The 16496-nt window shown below is 63.5% G+C and carries 13 protein-coding genes; 8 read left to right on the top strand and 5 right to left on the bottom strand.

The genetic code is table 11. From position 1 onward, the window contains the following. Window positions 1–7: 7 nt before the first annotated feature. The 5 genes from LJY18_RS01580 to gatC form a co-directional block, all read right to left on the bottom strand. Window positions 8–1099 carry a calcium/sodium antiporter gene (locus LJY18_RS01580; protein ID WP_238039981.1) on the bottom strand — a complete coding sequence of 364 codons (1092 nt, stop codon included), beginning with the start codon at window positions 1097–1099 and terminating at the stop codon, window positions 8–10. Between the two features lie 90 nt (window positions 1100–1189). After that, window positions 1190–1561, bottom strand: a complete 372-nt coding sequence (locus LJY18_RS01575) for a septal ring lytic transglycosylase RlpA family protein (protein ID WP_238039980.1) — start codon at window positions 1559–1561, stop codon at window positions 1190–1192. Window positions 1562–1767: 206 nt separating this feature from the next. Then, window positions 1768–3216, bottom strand: coding sequence for an Asp-tRNA(Asn)/Glu-tRNA(Gln) amidotransferase subunit GatB (gene gatB / locus LJY18_RS01570; RefSeq protein WP_238039979.1), 1449 nt, complete (start codon window positions 3214–3216; stop codon window positions 1768–1770). 11 nt (window positions 3217–3227) lie between these two features. Further along, the gene (gatA, locus tag LJY18_RS01565; RefSeq protein ID WP_238039978.1) at window positions 3228–4682 is read right to left on the bottom strand and encodes an Asp-tRNA(Asn)/Glu-tRNA(Gln) amidotransferase subunit GatA; all 1455 of its coding nucleotides are present in this window, start codon (window positions 4680–4682) and stop codon (window positions 3228–3230) included. Further along, complete coding sequence (gene gatC / locus LJY18_RS01560) at window positions 4679–4966, bottom strand: Asp-tRNA(Asn)/Glu-tRNA(Gln) amidotransferase subunit GatC (protein ID WP_172144020.1); 288 nt, start codon at window positions 4964–4966, stop codon at window positions 4679–4681. The genes gatA and gatC overlap by 4 nt, the downstream gene beginning before the upstream one ends. A gap of 446 nt (window positions 4967–5412) precedes the next feature. Between gatC and mreB the strand changes: the two genes are divergently transcribed. From mreB to tldD, 8 genes are all read left to right on the top strand, one after another. Then, window positions 5413–6450 (top strand): rod shape-determining protein MreB, encoded by a 1038-nt coding sequence (gene mreB, locus LJY18_RS01555; RefSeq protein WP_079203152.1) that lies wholly within the window; start codon window positions 5413–5415, stop codon window positions 6448–6450. Between the two features lie 137 nt (window positions 6451–6587). Then, entirely contained in the window at window positions 6588–7526 is a 939-nt protein-coding gene (gene mreC / locus LJY18_RS01550; protein ID WP_238039977.1) for a rod shape-determining protein MreC, read from the top strand. After that, a complete protein-coding gene (gene mreD / locus LJY18_RS01545) occupies window positions 7523–8011 on the top strand; it encodes a rod shape-determining protein MreD (protein ID WP_238039976.1) in 489 nt (162 codons plus the stop codon). The genes mreC and mreD overlap by 4 nt, the downstream gene beginning before the upstream one ends. A 41-nt stretch (window positions 8012–8052) precedes the next feature. Next, window positions 8053–8673, top strand: coding sequence for a Maf family protein (locus LJY18_RS01540; protein WP_238039975.1), 621 nt, complete (start codon window positions 8053–8055; stop codon window positions 8671–8673). Window positions 8674–8740: 67 nt separating this feature from the next. Further along, on the top strand, window positions 8741–10198 hold the full coding sequence (gene rng / locus LJY18_RS01535) for a ribonuclease G (RefSeq protein ID WP_238039974.1): 1458 nt from the start codon (window positions 8741–8743) through the stop codon (window positions 10196–10198). A 31-nt stretch (window positions 10199–10229) separates the two neighbouring features. Further along, entirely contained in the window at window positions 10230–14063 is a 3834-nt protein-coding gene (locus LJY18_RS01530; protein ID WP_238039973.1) for a YhdP family protein, read from the top strand. Between the two features lie 95 nt (window positions 14064–14158). Beyond that, window positions 14159–15013, top strand: a complete 855-nt coding sequence (locus LJY18_RS01525; protein WP_238039972.1) for a carbon-nitrogen hydrolase family protein — start codon at window positions 14159–14161, stop codon at window positions 15011–15013. A gap of 16 nt (window positions 15014–15029) precedes the next feature. Then, entirely contained in the window at window positions 15030–16472 is a 1443-nt protein-coding gene (gene tldD, locus LJY18_RS01520; protein ID WP_238039971.1) for a metalloprotease TldD, read from the top strand. Window positions 16473–16496 lie beyond the last annotated feature (24 nt).

Genomic DNA, 16496 nt, shown 5'->3' with positions numbered 1-16496 from the left:
TTGAGGGTCAGGCCGTGCGCTGTTTTTGCCAGGCACGCCCGGCAATGACCACCAGGGTCACCGCCGTCAGCGGCAGCACATAACCAAGCATGGCGTCACCGAAGACCTGGGCCAGCGGTCGGCCGGTGGCGAACAGTGCCAGGTAGAGGGTGTAGGCCAGGTAGTAGGCGAGGAACAGCAGGCCTTCCCAGCGATTGATGCGGTACCCGGCAAAGAAGATCGGCAGGCAGGCCACGGCCACGGCGATCATCACCGGGAAGTCGAAGGCCAGGGCGTTCGGCGAGATCGAGATCGGCAGCGGCGAGGCCAGCGAGGCCAGGCCCAGCACGAACAGCAGGTTGAAGATGTTGCTGCCGACGATATTGCCCACGGCGATATCCCGTTCGCCGCGGATGGCGGCGAGGATCGAGGTGGCCAGCTCCGGCAGCGAAGTGCCGATGGCCACCACGGTCAGGCCGATGATCAGTTCGGACAGGCCGAGTGCGCGGGCCAGGCTGACGGCGCCTTCGACCAGGAAGTGCGAGCCGCTCACCAGCAGGATCAGGCCGACGATGATCAGCGCCAGGTTGATCAGCCAGGCATAGGGTTTGGGTACTTCGTGCAGGCCGAACTCCTTGGCGAATTCACCATCCTCGGCGGTGCTCTTGTCGCGCAGGCTGCTGATGATCAGAAAACCGGTGTAGGTCACCACGCCAGCGAACAGCAGGGCGCCGTCGAGCGTGCTCAGACTGCCGTCCCAGGCCAGGGCATACACCACCAGGCTGGCGCCGATCATGATCGGCACATCCAGGCGGATCAGTTGCCGGGAGACAATCAGCGGCGCGACCAGGGCCGTCATGCCGAGGATCAGCAGGACGTTGGCGATATTGCTGCCGATCACGTTGCCGATGGCCAGGTCGCCACTGTTGTTCAGGGCGGCCTGGATACTCACCGCGCTTTCCGGCGCGCTGGTGCCGAAGGCCACCACGGTCAAGCCGATTACCAAGGGCGGAATACCGAATTGCGCTGCCAGTTTGGCGGCGCCGCGGACCAGCACCTCGGCGCCGGCTACCAGCAATACCAGGCCGGCAATCAGGTAGACGAAGGTTATCGGGGTCATTGCAAGGGGCTCCAGAAAAGAGGCGCTAGTTTAATCATCGGCTTGCAGGACGCCAGAGGGCGATCGCGTGTTCTTTGTAAACAGCTATGTTCACTCGGCCAGTTGCTGCAGGCGCACCGGCACCACGCCGGCGCGCAGCATATCCAGCTGTTCGGCGGCCTTTTGCGAGAGATCGATGATGCGTTTCTTGGCATAGGGGCCGCGGTCGTTGATGCGCACCACTACGCTCTTGTCATTGCGCAGGTTGGTGACCAGCACCTTGCTGCCGAAGGGCAGGCTGCGATGCGCGGCGGTCAGGGCGTGCCGGTCGAAGCGCTCGCCACTGGCGGTTTTCTGGCCATGGTGGCGCGCGCCGTAATAGGACGCCTGACCTTCGGCGCGGTAACCGTGCGGGTCTATCTGGCCCTGGCTGGCGCACGCGCTGAGGAGCAGGGCGATGGTCACGATCAAGAGCAGGCGCATGGCGACTCCTTGGGCGGATGGACAGCACGTCGAGCATCCACCGGCTTGTGGTGGGAAATCCTGCGCGGTTTTCCACCCTGCGGATAAAACAACGCCGGGCGGGCCCGGCGTTGCGTGTGTCGAGACATCCGTGTCCTGCTGGGAGGGCCGGCCCGGTCATTCATGGCCGGGCGCTCGCTGGGCCAACGCATGCGTTGGCGTCAGGTTCAGCCTTCGAGCTTTTTCTTCAGCAGTTGGTTCACCTGGCCGGGGTTGGCCTTGCCTTTCGAGGCCTTCATGGCCTGGCCGACGAAGAAGCCGAACATCTTGCCGCGCTTGGCGTCGTCGCTGGCGCGGTACTGTTCGACCTGCTCGGCGTTGGCTGCCAGCACTTCATCCAGCAGGCTTTCGATGGCGCCGGAGTCGGTGACCTGCTTGAGCCCCTTGCTCTCGATCACTTCGTCGGCCGTGGTGCCTTCGCCGGCGGCCAGCGCCTCGAACACCATCTTGGCGATCTTGCCGCTGATGGTGTTGTCCTTGATGCGCAGGATCATGCCGCCCAGTTGCTCGGCGGAAACCGGCGACTGTTCGATCGAAAGGTTTCCGGTGTTGAGCAGGCTGGACAGCTCGCCCATGACCCAGTTGGCGGCCAGCTTGGCGTCGCCACACACGGCATTGACCGCTTCGAAGTAGTCGGCCAGTTCGCGACTGGCGGCCAGTACGTCGGCGTCGTAGGCGGACAGGCCGAACTGCGCCTCGAAGCGCGCGCGCTTCTGCACCGGCAACTCCGGCAGGCTGGCGCGAATTTCATCGAGGAAACTCTGCTCGATCACCACCGGCAGCAGGTCGGGGCAGGGGAAGTAACGGTAGTCGTTGGCTTCCTCCTTGCTGCGCATGGAGCGCGTTTCGTCCTTGTTCGGATCGTACAGGCGGGTTTCCTGGACGATCTTGCCGCCGTCCTCGATCCGCTCGATCTGCCGCTGTACCTCGTGGTTGATTGCCTTCTCGATAAAGCGGAAGGAGTTGACGTTCTTGATCTCGGCGCGGGTGCCGTATTCGGCCTGGCCTTTTGGCCGTACTGAGACGTTGCAGTCGCAGCGCAGCGAGCCTTCGGCCATATTGCCGTCGCAGATGCCGAGGTAACGCACCAGGGCGTGGATGGCCTTGACGTAGGCCACCGCTTCCTTGGCGCTGCGGATATCCGGCTCGGAGACGATCTCCAGCAGCGGCGTGCCGGCACGATTGAGGTCGATGCCGCTCATGCCGTGGAAGTCTTCGTGCAGGCTCTTGCCGGCGTCTTCTTCCAGGTGTGCGCGGGTGATGCCGATGCGCTTTTGCGTGCCGTCTTCCAGGGTGATGTCGAGGAAGCCCTTGCCGACGATGGGGTGATCCATCTGGCTGGTCTGATAGCCCTTGGGCAGGTCCGGGTAGAAGTAGTTCTTGCGGGCGAAGACGTTGCTCGGCGCGATGTGCGCGTCGATGGCCAGGCCGAACTTGCAGGCCATGCGCACGGCTTCGGCGTTGAGCACCGGCAGGGTGCCGGGCATGCCGAGGTCAACCAGGCTGGCCTGGGTATTGGGTTCGGCGCCGAAGGCGATGGCGCTGGCGGAAAAAATCTTCGATTTGGTGCTGAGCTGTGCGTGGATTTCCAGCCCGATCACGGTTTCCCATTGCATGTGAGTCGTCCTCAAAATCCGCTTGGCGCGCGAGCGTGCCAATCAGTGACTTGTTGATATTGGTGCGCCACGTTGAGCAGGCGTCCTTCCTGGAAATACGGCGCGAGCAGTTGCACGCCCACCGGCAAACCGTCGACGAAGCCGGCAGGCATCGACAGGCCGGGAATACCGGCGAGGTTGGCGGTGATGGTGTAGATGTCTTCCAGGTAAGCGGCGACCGGGTCGTTGTTCTTCTCGCCGAGTTTCCAGGCCAGGTTCGGCGTGGTCGGGCCGAGAATCACGTCCACCTCGTTGAAGGCGGCGACGAAGTCGTTCTTGATCAGTCGGCGGATCTTCTGTGCTTTCAGGTAATAGGCGTCGTAGTAACCGGCGGACAGCGCGTAGGTGCCGATCATGATGCGGCGCTTGACCTCGGCGCCGAAGCCTTCGCCGCGCGAGCGCTTGTACAGGTCCTCGAGGTTGACCGGGTTTTCGCAGCGGTAGCCGAAGCGCACGCCGTCGAAGCGCGACAGGTTGGAGCTGGCTTCGGCCGGGGCGATCACGTAATAGGCCGGAATCGCATGCTGCATGGCCGGCAGGCTGATGTCCTTGACCGTGGCGCCGAGCTTTTTCAGCTCCTCGACCACGCTCAGCACCGCCTCGGCAATCCGGCTGTCGAGGCCAGCGCCGAAGTATTCCTTGGGCAGGCCGATGCGCAGGCCATTCAGCGGTTTGGCCAATGCCGCGAGGTAGTCATCGACCGGCTGGTCGACACTGGTGGAATCTTTCGGGTCGAAGCCGGCCATGGCCTGCAGCATCAGTGCACAGTCTTCGGCGTTACGGGCCAGTGGGCCGCCCTGGTCGAGGCTGGAGGCGTAAGCGATCATGCCCCAGCGGGAGACGCGGCCGTAGGTCGGCTTGATCCCGGTGAGGTTGGTCAGCGCGGCCGGCTGGCGGATCGAGCCGCCGGTGTCGGTGCCGGTGGCGGCCGGCAACAGGCGTGCGGCTACCGCTGCGGCCGAGCCACCGGAGGAGCCGCCCGGGACGCGGGTCAGGTCCCAGGGGTTTTTCACCGCGCCGTAATGGCTGGACTCGTTGGCCGAGCCCATGGCGAATTCGTCCATGTTCAGCTTGCCCAGGGTCACGCTGCCGGCGGCGGCGAGTTTCTCCACCACTGTGGCGTTATAGGGCGCCTTGAAGCCTTGGAGGATTTTCGAGCCGCAGCTGGTCAGCACGCCTTGGGTGCAGAACAGGTCCTTGTGGCCGATCGGTGCACCAAGCAGGGCGCCGGTTTCACCAGCGGCGCGGCGGGCGTCGGCGGCCTTGGCCTGCTCCAGGGCCAGCTCTTCGGTGACGCTGATGAAGCTGTTGAGCTGCGGGTCGAGTTGACCAATGCGTTGCAGCAGGCTGCGGGTCAGCTCCTCGGCGGAAAATTGTTTGGCGGCCAGGGCGCGGGCGATTTCAGCCAGGGTCAGTCGATGCATCACTCAATCACCTTGGGAACCAGGTACAGGCCGTTCTCGACGGCCGGGGCGATCGCCTGGTAGGCGTCGCGGTGGTTTTCTTCGGTCACCACGTCGGCGCGCAGGCGCTGGGTCGCTTCCAGGGGGTGGGCCAGTGGCTCGATACCCGTGGTGTCGACCGCCTGCATCTGATCGATCAGACCGAGAATGTTGTTGAGGGTCTCGGTGGTACGTGGAATTTCGCTTTCATTCAGGCCCAGTCGGGCCAGATGGGCGATTTTTTCCACCTCGGAGCGTTCAAGCGCCATTGAGGTTCTCCAGTAGAGGACAGCCAATTGAAATGTGCGGGGAGCGCCATGCCTAGCAGGCCGTTATGACTGCATAGCTCGGCTATGCGGCATTGAATTCAGCCTCGCGTGCGAGCCCAGTCAAAATGCGCATGTACAACTCGTACACTGCACTTTTCGGCTGACTTCGCCTGGCTATGCGCCCCGACCCAGCCTTCACCCGCTCCATATTTCAAGGCCCTGCTGAGCTGTGCAGGGAACGGATTTTGTGAGCGAGTGGTCAAAGGCCGCGATGATGGGCCGTAAAGCCCCGAAAACAGGCAATCTAACATATTGCCGCCTTGCTCAAAATCCCTGTCGTTGTTAGAGTTTGCCGCACTTTTTATTCGCGCGTCGCCGCGCGGTTGATTATCTGCGCGTTACCCGCGCGTTGCTTTTACCCACGCGTTGCCTAGGGTCCCTCTCCCATGTTCAAAAAACTGCGTGGCATGTTTTCCAGCGATCTGTCGATCGACCTGGGCACTGCCAATACCCTGATTTATGTGCGCGAGCGCGGTATCGTCCTGAACGAGCCTTCGGTCGTAGCCATCCGTACCCACGGCAACCAGAAAAGCGTCGTTGCTGTCGGTACCGAAGCCAAGCGCATGCTCGGTCGCACCCCTGGCAATATCGCAGCTATCCGGCCGATGAAGGATGGCGTGATCGCCGACTTCAGCGTGTGCGAAAAGATGCTGCAGTACTTCATCAACAAGGTTCACGAGAACAGCTTTCTGCAGCCTTCGCCGCGCGTGCTGATCTGCGTGCCGTGCAAATCCACCCAGGTGGAGCGCCGCGCCATCCGTGAATCGGCCCTTGGTGCCGGTGCTCGCGAAGTGTTCCTGATCGAAGAGCCAATGGCTGCCGCTATCGGTGCCGGCCTGCCGGTGGAAGAAGCTCGCGGCTCCATGGTCGTCGATATCGGTGGCGGCACCACGGAAATTGCCCTGATTTCGCTGAATGGCGTGGTCTACGCCGAATCCGTACGGGTCGGGGGTGATCGTTTCGACGAAGCCATCATCACCTACGTGCGGCGCAACTACGGTTCGCTGATCGGTGAATCCACCGCCGAGCGGATCAAGCAGGAAATCGGCACTGCCTACCCGGGCGGTGAAGTACGCGAAGTCGACGTGCGTGGCCGCAACCTGGCCGAAGGTGTGCCGCGCGCCTTCACCCTCAACTCCAATGAGGTTCTGGAAGCCCTGCAGGAATCCCTGGCCACTATCGTGCAGGCGGTCAAGAGCGCGCTGGAGCAGTCGCCGCCGGAGCTGGCTTCGGATATCGCCGAACGTGGCCTGGTGTTGACCGGTGGCGGTGCCTTGCTGCGTGATCTGGACAAGTTGCTGGCCCAGGAAACCGGCCTGCCGGTGATCGTTGCCGAAGACCCGCTGACCTGCGTCGCCCGTGGCGGCGGCAAGGCCCTGGACATGATGGATCGCCACACCATGGACCTGCTGTCCACGGAGTGAGCCGTCTGCGCCAAGTCTCGAGCTGCAAGCCGGGTTTTCACTCGCTTGCAGCTTTTTGTTTGCTGCTTGACGCTTGAGAGGAACTCGCCATAAAACCGCTATTTGCCAAAGGTCCTTCGCTCGGCGTACGCCTGCTGGTGTTCGCTGTGCTATCGGCTGCGCTGATGGTGGTGGATGCGCGACTTACCGTGTTGCAGCCGTTGCGCAGCCAGTTGGGGCTTATTGTCGAGCCAGTCTACTGGCTCGGCCGTTTGCCGGTGACCCTGTGGGACAGCACCACTCAGGAGCTCAGCTCGCGCAGCGACCTGGCGGCCGAGAATGAAAAACTCAAGGCCGAAAGCCTGATGATGCAGCGACGGCTGCAGAAACTGGCGGCGTTGACCGAGCAGAATGTGCGCCTGCGCGAGTTGCTCAACTCGTCGGCGCTGGTCGACGATGAAGTATTGGCCACCGAGCTGATCGGTATCGACCCCAATCCCTTTACCCGCCGCATCCTGATCGACAAGGGCGCCAAAGATGGCGTGTTGCTCGGCCAGCCGGTGCTCGATGCACGTGGCCTGATGGGCCAGGTGGTCGAGGTGATGCCCTACACCTCGCGGGTGCTGTTGCTCACCGATACCACCCACAGCATCCCGGTGCAGGTCAATCGCAACGGCCTGCGCGCGATCGCCACCGGTACCGGCAATCCGGAGCGCCTGGAGTTGCGCCATGTGGCCGATACCGCGGACATCAAGGAAGGCGATCTGCTGCTCAGCTCCGGCATGGGCCAACATTTTCCGGCGGGCTATCCAGTGGCGGTGGTCACCGAGGTGATTCACGACTCCGGTCAGCCGTTCGCGATTGTTCGTGCCATGCCGACGGCCGACTTGAATCGCAGTCGCTACATGCTGCTGGTTTTCACCGACCCGCGTACCCCCGAACAGCGCGCCAGTGATTCGGCCGAGGCCCAGGAGGCGGCGGATCGTCAGGCCCTCGAGCCTGCGGCGAGCGGCTCCTCGCTTCCGTCCGCCCACCAAGGGGCTGCGGGCGCTGCGCCAGTCACTTCATCCACCCCTGCTGCGGAGCCTCGCCAATGATTGCCCTGCGTGCGCGCAATACCTGGGTGATCTGGCTAAGCCTGGCCTTGGCCCTGCTGCTCAGTGTGTCCAGCTTGCCCAAGTTCATGGAGGTTGGCCGGCCGCTGTGGCTGGCGTTGTTCCTGACCTACTGGGTGCTGGCCTTGCCCCATCGGGTGGGCATGACCACGGCCTGGTGCGTCGGTCTGTTGGCCGATGTGCTGAACGGTACGCTACTGGGTCAGAATGCCCTGATTCTTACTCTGGTGATCTTCCTGGTAATGAATCTGCAGCAACGCTTGCGCATGTTCCCCATGTGGCAGCAGAGCATGGTGCTGTTGGTGGTGTTCGGTCTGGCTCAACTGGTCCAGCTGTGGCTCAATGCCTTGACCGGTAACCGCCCACCCACGCTGGCGTTCGTCTTGCCGGCACTGGTTAGCGCGCTGTTGTGGCCATGGGTTTGTGTCATCCTGCGCGGTGTGCACAAACGCCTCAGCGTCAATTGAGTGCAGCAGGCCCCGCACGAATCCGACAGGGAGAAGTCCGTATGACCACCCTTTACCTGGCGTCCGGGTCGCCGCGACGGAGCGAATTATTGGCCCAGATCGGTGTGCCCTTCATCACGCAAATCGTCCCTGTCGATGAAAGTTTATTGCCAGACGAGTCTCCCTGCGCCTATGTAGAGCGTCTGGCCCGCGCCAAAGCGCAGGCCGCACTGGCTACCTTGGTTGATCCGGGTGAGGCTGTAGTGCTCGGTGCCGATACCGCCGTGGTCCTCGATGGGCAGATTCTCGGCAAGCCACAGGATCGCGACGAAGCGGTGGCGACCCTGAGCGCGCTGTCCGGTCGCGAGCATCTGGTGCTGACGGCCGTGGCCCTGGCGTCGACCGCCAAGGTGGCTACGCGGGTGGTCAGCAGTCGGGTGAGCTTTCGGCAGTTGAGCCGCGAAGAGATCGAGGCTTATTGGGCCACCGGCGAACCCCGGGACAAGGCTGGCAGTTATGGTATTCAAGGGCTGGCGGCAGTGTTCGTCAGTCAGTTGCAGGGCAGTTACTCGGCCGTGGTGGGCTTGCCCCTGTGCGAAACCGCCGCGTTGCTCGCAGAATTTAGCATTCCGTGCTGGCAGACGTTGCCAGTCCATAGCCAAGAGAGCGCCGGCCGCGGGTGAGTGAATCCTTTCGCTGAAGGCTTACGTTCCCCCCGGCTTGCTGCTTCGTCGGAACAGAGATAGAGCCATGAGTGAAGAGATCCTGATCAATATCACGCCAATGGAGTCGCGCGTGGCGGTGGTGGAGAACGGCGTGCTGCAAGAAGTGCATGTCGAGCGCACGCAGAAGCGCGGTATCGTCGGTAACATCTACAAGGGCAAGGTGGTGCGGGTGTTGCCGGGCATGCAGGCGGCGTTCGTCGACATCGGTCTGGATCGCGCGGCCTTTATCCATGCCTCGGAAATTTCCAGTCGCGAAGGCAGCGCGGTGGAAAGCATCAGCGCCCTGGTGCATGAAGGCCAGGCTCTGGTGGTGCAGGTCACTAAGGACCCGATCGGCAGCAAGGGCGCGCGGCTGACCACGCAGCTGTCGATCCCCTCGCGCTACCTGGTGTACATGCCGCGTACCAGTCATGTCGGCATCTCCCTGAAGATCGAGGACGAAGGCGAGCGCGAGCGCCTCAAGCAAGTGGTGGCCGACTGCGTCGCGGCCGAAGGCATCGCCGAGGCCGGCGGCTTCATCCTGCGCACCGCTGCCGATGGTGTGGGTGCCGACGAAATTCTGGTGGATATCCGCTACCTGCGCCGCCTGTGGGATCAGATTGCGGCGCAGAAACAGAGCGCGCCGGCTCCGTCAGTGATTTACGAAGACCTCAGCCTGGCCCTGCGCACCCTGCGCGACCTGGTCGGCCCGCGCACCGAGAAGATCCGCATCGACTCGCGGGAAACCTTCCAGAAGATCACCCAGTTCGTCGCCGAGTTGATGCCGGAAATTGCCGATCGTCTGGAACACTATCCGGGGGAGCGGCCGATTTTCGATTTGTACGGCGTCGAAGACGAGATCCAGCGGGCGCTGGAGCGCAAGGTGCCGCTGAAATCCGGTGGTTATCTGATCATTGATCCGGCCGAGGCGATGAGTACCATCGACGTCAACACCGGGGCCTTCGTCGGTCACCGCACCCTCGAAGAGACCATCTTCAAGACCAATCTCGAAGCGGCCACGGCCATCGCTCGTCAGCTGCGCCTGCGCAACCTCGGCGGCATCATCATCATCGACTTCATCGACATGGAAGATGAAGAGCACCAGCGCCAGGTGTTACGTACCCTGGAAAAACAGCTGGAGCGCGATCACGCCAAGACCAACATCATCGGTATCACCGAGTTGGGCCTGGTGCAGATGACCCGCAAGCGCACGCGCGAGAGTCTCGAACAGATACTCTGCGAGCCCTGCGGCTGCTGCCAGGGACGCGGCAAGATGAAGACGCCGGAAACCACCTGTTACGAGATATTCCGCGAGATCCTGCGCGAGGCGCGGGCCTACCAGGCCGAGGGCTATCGCGTACTGGCCAACCAGAAAGTGGTGGATCGCCTGCTCGATGAAGAGTCGGGCAATGTTGCCGATCTCGAAGCCTTTATCGGCCGTACCATCAAATTTCAGGTCGAGACGATCTACTCCCAGGAGCAATACGATGTGGTGCTTCTGTGAATCAGTCCGTCGTGTTCAAGGTATGAACTGAATGGCGCTTCTGGCCCGTTTGTCAGTGGTGGCGTTGCGCTGGGGGCTGAGCTTGTGCGCGCTGGGCCTGGTGCTGGCCGCGCTCTATGTCAGCCTTGGCCGCGAGTTGGTGCCGTGGGTCGCCGAGTACCGTCTGGAGGTAGAAGACCAGGCCACCGCCGCACTCGGCATGCCGCTGCGCATCGGCCGTCTGGAAGGGCGCTGGCAGGGCTTGGCGCCACTGTTGATCGCCCATGACGTGCAATTGGGCACAGGTGCCAGCGCACTGCGCCTGGATCAGGTGCGCCTGGTGCCGGACGTGCTCGCCAGCCTGTCGGCGCGCGAGCCGCGGCTGGCCAATCTGGAACTGGAAGGCTTGCAGTTCAGTCTGCTGCAGGACGAGCAGGGCGCTTGGGCGCTGAAGGGGCTGCCGCAGCGCACTGAGCCCCTGGCTCTTGATGTCGCTCGGGTATTGCAGCAGTTGCAAGCGGTGAACCGTGTGTCGCTGCTGAACAGCCAGGTGACCCTGGAAGCCCGTGAACTGCCGGCCGTTACCCTGACGTACGTCAACCTGACCCTGCGCAATGGCGCCAGTCGGCAGCGTCTGGATGCGCGCCTGCTGCTCCCCGATGGCCAGCCGGTTGCCTTGCAACTGCGCACGCGCATGCAAGCCGAGCGCTGGCGCGAGGTGCAGGCCGACCTGTACCTGAGTCTGCCGCAAAGCGATTGGGCGCGCTGGTTGCCGCCGAGCGTGACCCGCGAGTGGCGTCTCGAGCAGTTGCAGGCCGGTGGTGAGGTTTGGCTGGACTGGGCCGATGGTGCCTTGCAACGTGCCGTCAGCCGCCTGCATGCGCCGCAAGTGGTGGGGGCCTATCTTGAACGTGAGGCGGCGCAGGTGCAGAACCTCGCCCTCAATGCCTATTTCGAGCGCACCGAACAGGGCTTCGAGCTGCTGCTGGACGATCTGGCGCTGAGCCAGGGCGAGACCCGCTGGGGCGAAGTGCAGCTGGGTATCAGTCATCGTCAGGACAGTGCTGAAGTCGAAGAGCAATGGTCGCTCGCTGCCGATCGCCTCGACCTGGCGCCGCTGCTGCCGCTGGTCGAGGCCCTGGCACCCTTGCCGGACAAGGCTCAGGCACTGCTCGCTAGCCTGCAACCGCATGGGGCCTTGCGTAATATCCAGGTCGATTACCGGCCCCAGGCCGAAGGCGACAAACGTCTGCAGTTCGCCGCCAATCTCGAGCGCATCGGTTTTGCCGCCCATCTGGCCTCGCCCGGGGCAGAAAATATCAGCGGCAGTGTGGTCGGTGACCTCGGACAGGGTGAGCTGCGCCTGGCAGCGGAGAATTTTTCCCTGCATCTGGCCACGTTGTTCCCCGAGCCCTGGCTGTACAGCCAGGCCAATGCCCGGCTGTCCTGGCAACTGGATGAGCAGGCCTTCACCCTGCGCAGCCCCTATCTGCAAGTGGTCGGCGAGGAGGGGCCGGTTGCCGGTGACTTCCTGATTCGCCTGATGTTCGATCCCGAGGCCGAGGATTACATGGACCTGCGGGTGGGACTGCGTAACGGCGACGCGCGCTATACCGAGAAATACCTGCCGACCCGCGCCCCTGGCTTCAGTCCGCAGCTGTCCGACTGGTTGAAAACCGCGATTCGCGGCGGCAAGGTCAATGAAGGCTATTTTCAATTTCAGGGTTCGCTGAACAAGGGCGCTGCCGATGCCGCGCGCAGTCTCAGCCTGTTCTTCGCCGTGGAGGATGCCGAACTGGCCTTCCAGCCGGGTTGGCCGGCACTGCGCGAGGCGCGTGGCGATGTGTTCATCGAAGACAGCGGAGTACGGGTGCGAGTGGCCGAGGCGCGCATCCTCGACAGTCGGGTGCGCAACGCCGCGGCTGACATTCCCCACCCAGCGCCGGGGCAGGCACTGCGGCTGCTGTTGAACAGCGAGCTGGAAAGCAGCGTCGGCGATGCCCTGAAGATTCTCCAGGACGCGCCCATGGGCACGGCCGAGTCGTTCGCCGGCTGGCAGGGCGAGGGGCCGTTATCGGGCAGGCTCAAACTCGACCTGCCGCTGCACAAGGGTCAAGCCTCGGATTTGGGCGTGATTGTCGACTTCGCCACCGAAGGTGCACGGCTGCAGCTGCCCAATCCCGAGCTGGAGCTTAGCCAGTTGAAGGGGGCTTTTCGCTATGACACGGCCAGTGGCTTGAGTGCTCCGGATATTCGCGCGCAAGTCCTCGGTCATGCCGTGCGTGGCAAGGCAAGGGCAGAAGGTAGCCGCGGTCATGCGCGTACCCAGATCGAGGCTGGTGGCCAGGTGCCGCTGAGCACCCTGACTGCCTGGCTGGGCGTGACCGAGCCGCTGCCTGTGAGTGGGACCTTGCCTTATCGCCTGCGTCTGACGCTGGATGGGGTCGACAGCAAACTGCGCGTGGATTCCAATCTTCAGGGGATAGCCGTCGCCCTACCGGCGCCTTTCGGCAAAAGTGCCGCCGAGGAAGGTTATGCCGATTGGCACATGACCTTGAGTGGCGCCGAGCGGCGCTATTGGCTGGATTATGCCGATCTGGCGAGCTTGGCCTTCGCCGCACCGCCCGGCCAGTTGGCCGAGGGCCGCGGCGAACTGCGCCTGGGCGACGGCCCGGCGCTGTTGCCGGCGGCGAAGGGGGTACGCTTGCGTGGGCAAATCAGCGAGCTGGATTGGCCGGCCTGGCAGGCGGCGCTCAAGCCTTATGTCGGTGTGGCGCGCGAGGATACGCAGCAGGTGTTCACGGATGCACGGCTGCAGATTGGTCGATTCCACGGATTTGGCAGCACTGTCGATAACCTCGGGGTACAGCTCAAACGTGCGCCTGCCGCCTGGTTGCTTAACCTGGATAGCCCGCTGCTGAAAGGCCGGGTCGACTTGCCGGACGCCGACGCGACGCCTATCGCGGTCAATCTGGAGTACCTGCGTTTACCGGCGGCTGCCGCCAAGGATGCCGTGGTCGAGGAGCGACCAGATCCGCTACTTGGCGTCGACCCGCGGCAGATTCCCGCCATCGATCTGCAGATCGATCAGGTGCTGCAAGGTGCCGAGGTGCTGGGCGCGTGGTCGCTGAAAGCGCGGCCGAATGCTACGGGGGTGCAGTTCAACGACCTGGACCTGGATCTGAAAGGCTTGCAGCTGGCCGGCAGTGCCGGATGGCAGGGCACGGCAGAGGCCAGCAGCAGTTGGTACAAGGGGCGCCTGCAGGGCGAGGACCTGGCCGATGTGCTGCTGGCTTGGGACTTCGCGCCGACGGCCAGCAGTGAAAGCTTTCACCTGGATGTCGACGGGCGTTGGCCGGGTTCGCCGGCGTGGGTCAGTCTGAAGCGTTTTTCCGGCAGCATGGATGCAACCTTGCGCAAGGGCCAGTTCACTGAAGTGCAAGGCCCTGCATCGGCGCTACGGGTATTCGGCCTGCTCAACTTCAACTCGATTGGCCGCCGTCTGCGTCTGGATTTTTCCGACCTGCTCGACAAGGGGTTGAGCTATGACCGGGTCAAGGGACTACTGGTCGCCAGCGACGGGGTGTACGTCACCCGCATACCCATTACCCTGACCGGACCATCGAGCAATCTGGAGCTGGACGGTACCCTGAACCTGGCTGATGATCTGGTCGATGCCAAGCTGCGGGTGACCTTGCCCTTGAGCAACAACTTGCCGCTGGCGGCGTTGATCGTCGGCGCACCGGCGATTGGCGGGGCGTTATTCCTGGTGGACAAGCTGCTGGGCGATCGCGTGGCACGTTTTGCCAGTGTGCAATACAGCGTCACTGGCCGTTGGCAGGATCCGCAGATTACCTTCGACAAGCCTTTCGAGAAGTCGCGCTGACCAGCCATGGAACAAAAGCCGCTGTGCTGGGCGATGCAGTCGATGGCCATGGCTTGTAAGCTGAAGACCCAACCACTCACCGAGCTGGAGCGCACATGACCCTCGCGGTGATTCAAATGGTCAGCCGGGACGACGTGCCGGCCAATCTGCTCCAGGCCCGGCGCCTGCTCGAGCAGGCGGCGGCGGGCGGAGCGCGCCTGGCGGTATTGCCGGAGAACTTCGCCGCCATGGGCCGGCGCGACTTGGCCGCGCTGGGTCGCAGCGAAGCGCGCGGTGAGGGGCCGATCCTGCCCTGGTTGAAACAGGCCGCCCGTGACCTCAAGTTATGGATAGTGGCCGGTACCTTGCCCTTGCCGCCTGAGGGTCAGTCCGAGGCCAAGGCGCGGGCCTGTTGCCTGGTGCTCGACGAGCATGGCGAGCAGGTCGCGCGCTACGACAAGCTGCACCTGTTCGATGTGGAGGTCGGCGACAGCCAGGGCCGTTACCGTGAATCCGATGATTTTGCCCACGGCAGTCAGATCGTAGTGGTCGACACTCCCGTTGGGCGCCTGGGGTTGACGGTGTGCTACGACCTGCGTTTCCCTGAACTCTATGGCGCCCTGCGTGAAGCCGGGGCAGAGTTGATCAGCGTGCCGGCGGCCTTCACTGCGCTGACCGGTGCGGCGCATTGGCAGGTACTGGTGCGGGCTCGCGCCATCGAGACTCAGTGTTGCCTGCTGGCCGCCGGCCAGGGTGGTTCTCATCCCGGCGGGCGCGAGACGTTCGGCCATTCGGCCATCGTCGATCCCTGGGGCCGAGTGTTGGCCGAGCAGGCGCAAGGCGAAGCGGTCTTGCTGGCTAGCCGCGATGCCGTCGAGCAGGCAGCGATTCGCCAACGCATGCCGGTGAGCCGGCATAAACGATTTTTTGCAGCGGCCGAACCACGGCTGCCTGGTTTGGAGCAAACATGAACGAGATGAAGCTGTTATGAGCGAGATGTTGTTATCCGTCAGTGAGCACCTGTTGGGCCCGGGCGGCTTGACCCTCGACCATCTGCCAGGGGTGCTGGGCGAATTGTCCGGCCCCGGTATCGATGCTGCCGATCTGTATTTTCAGAGCCAGGTGTCCGAGACCTGGGTGCTGGAGGACGGTATCGTCAAGGAAGGCAGTTTCAACCTGGACCAGGGCGTCGGCGTGCGTGCCCAGTCCGGCGAGAAAACCGGGTTTGCCTACAGCAACGCCATCACCGCCGAAGCGCTGACCCAGGCCGCCCGTGCGGCCCGCTCGATTGCCCGTGCCGGGCAGAACGCGCGGGTGCAGGCCTTCAGCAGCCCGCAGGTCACCGCCTTGTATGCGCCGGAAAATCCGCTGGACGTGATCGGCCGGGCGCAGAAGGTCGAGTTGCTCAAGCAGATCGATGTGGCCACGCGCGCCCTTGATTCGCGGATCAAGCAGGTCACGGTCAGTCTCGCCGGGGTCTGGGATCGCATCCTGGTGGTGGCGCAGGACGGCGGCCTGGGCGTCGATATTCGCCCGTTGGTGCGTTTCAATGTCAGCGTGATCGTCGAGCAGAACGGCCGCCGCGAGCGCGGCAGCCATGGTGGAGGTGGGCGTAGCGACTACCGCTACTTCATGACCGAGGATCGCGCCATGGGCTATGCCCGCGAAGCGCTGCGCCAGGCCCTGGTCAATCTCGAAGCGATTCCCGCACCAGCCGGCACCCTGCCAGTGGTGATGGGTGCCGGTTGGTCCGGCGTGCTGCTGCACGAGGCGGTCGGCCATGGCCTGGAAGGCGATTTCAATCGCAAGGGCAGTTCCGCCTACAGCGGGCGCATGGGCGAGAAGGTCGCCTCGAGTCTGTGCACCATCGTCGATGACGGTACCCTGGTCGGGCGGCGTGGCTCGCTCAGCGTGGATGACGAAGGCACACCGACCCAGTGCACCACGTTGATCGAGAACGGCGTGCTCAAGGGCTATATGCAGGACAAGCTGAACGCCCGCCTGATGGGGGTAGCACGCACCGGCAACGGTCGTCGCGAATCCTACGCGCACCTGCCGATGCCACGCATGACCAATACCTACATGCTGGCAGGGGAAAGCGACCCGGAAGAAATCATCCGCTCGGTGAAGAAAGGCATCTACTGCGCCAACCTCGGCGGCGGCCAGGTCGATATCACCAGCGGCAAGTTCGTCTTCTCCACCAGCGAGGCCTACCTGATCGAAGACGGCAAGATCACCGCGCCGGTCAAGGGCGCCACCCTGATCGGCAACGGCCCCGAGGCCATGAGCCGGGTGTCGATGGTCGGCAACGACCTGGCCCTGGACAGCGGCGTCGGCACCTGCGGCAAGGACGGTCAGTCGGTGCCGGTCGGCGTCGGCCAGCCGACCCTGAAGATCGATGCGATTACCGTTGGCGGCACAGGCTCCTAGGACGTGGGTTAGGCAGAGGCCTAA

It is taken from the genome of Pseudomonas sp. MMS21 TM103 (assembly GCF_022132145.1).
Lineage (GTDB): Bacteria > Pseudomonadota > Gammaproteobacteria > Pseudomonadales > Pseudomonadaceae > Aquipseudomonas.
This window is presented reverse-complemented; position numbering and strand designations above follow the sequence as displayed.

Bases quoted from the DNA above. Each gene is read 5' to 3' on its own strand.
- LJY18_RS01580 (WP_238039981.1), bottom strand. From the start codon at position 1,099: ATGACCCCGATAACCTTCGTCTACCTGATTGCCGGCCTGGTATTGCTG.
- LJY18_RS01575 (WP_238039980.1), bottom strand. From the start codon at position 1,561: ATGCGCCTGCTCTTGATCGTGACCATCGCCCTGCTCCTCAGCGCGTGC.
- gatB (WP_238039979.1), bottom strand. From the start codon at position 3,216: ATGCAATGGGAAACCGTGATCGGGCTGGAAATCCACGCACAGCTCAGC.
- gatC (WP_172144020.1), bottom strand. From the start codon at position 4,966: ATGGCGCTTGAACGCTCCGAGGTGGAAAAAATCGCCCATCTGGCCCGA.
- mreB (WP_079203152.1), top strand. From the start codon at position 5,413: ATGTTCAAAAAACTGCGTGGCATGTTTTCCAGCGATCTGTCGATCGAC.
- mreD (WP_238039976.1), top strand. From the start codon at position 7,523: ATGATTGCCCTGCGTGCGCGCAATACCTGGGTGATCTGGCTAAGCCTG.
- LJY18_RS01540 (WP_238039975.1), top strand. From the start codon at position 8,053: ATGACCACCCTTTACCTGGCGTCCGGGTCGCCGCGACGGAGCGAATTA.
- rng (WP_238039974.1), top strand. From the start codon at position 8,741: ATGAGTGAAGAGATCCTGATCAATATCACGCCAATGGAGTCGCGCGTG.
- LJY18_RS01530 (WP_238039973.1), top strand. From the start codon at position 10,230: ATGGCGCTTCTGGCCCGTTTGTCAGTGGTGGCGTTGCGCTGGGGGCTG.
- LJY18_RS01525 (WP_238039972.1), top strand. From the start codon at position 14,159: ATGACCCTCGCGGTGATTCAAATGGTCAGCCGGGACGACGTGCCGGCC.
- tldD (WP_238039971.1), top strand. From the start codon at position 15,030: ATGAGCGAGATGTTGTTATCCGTCAGTGAGCACCTGTTGGGCCCGGGC.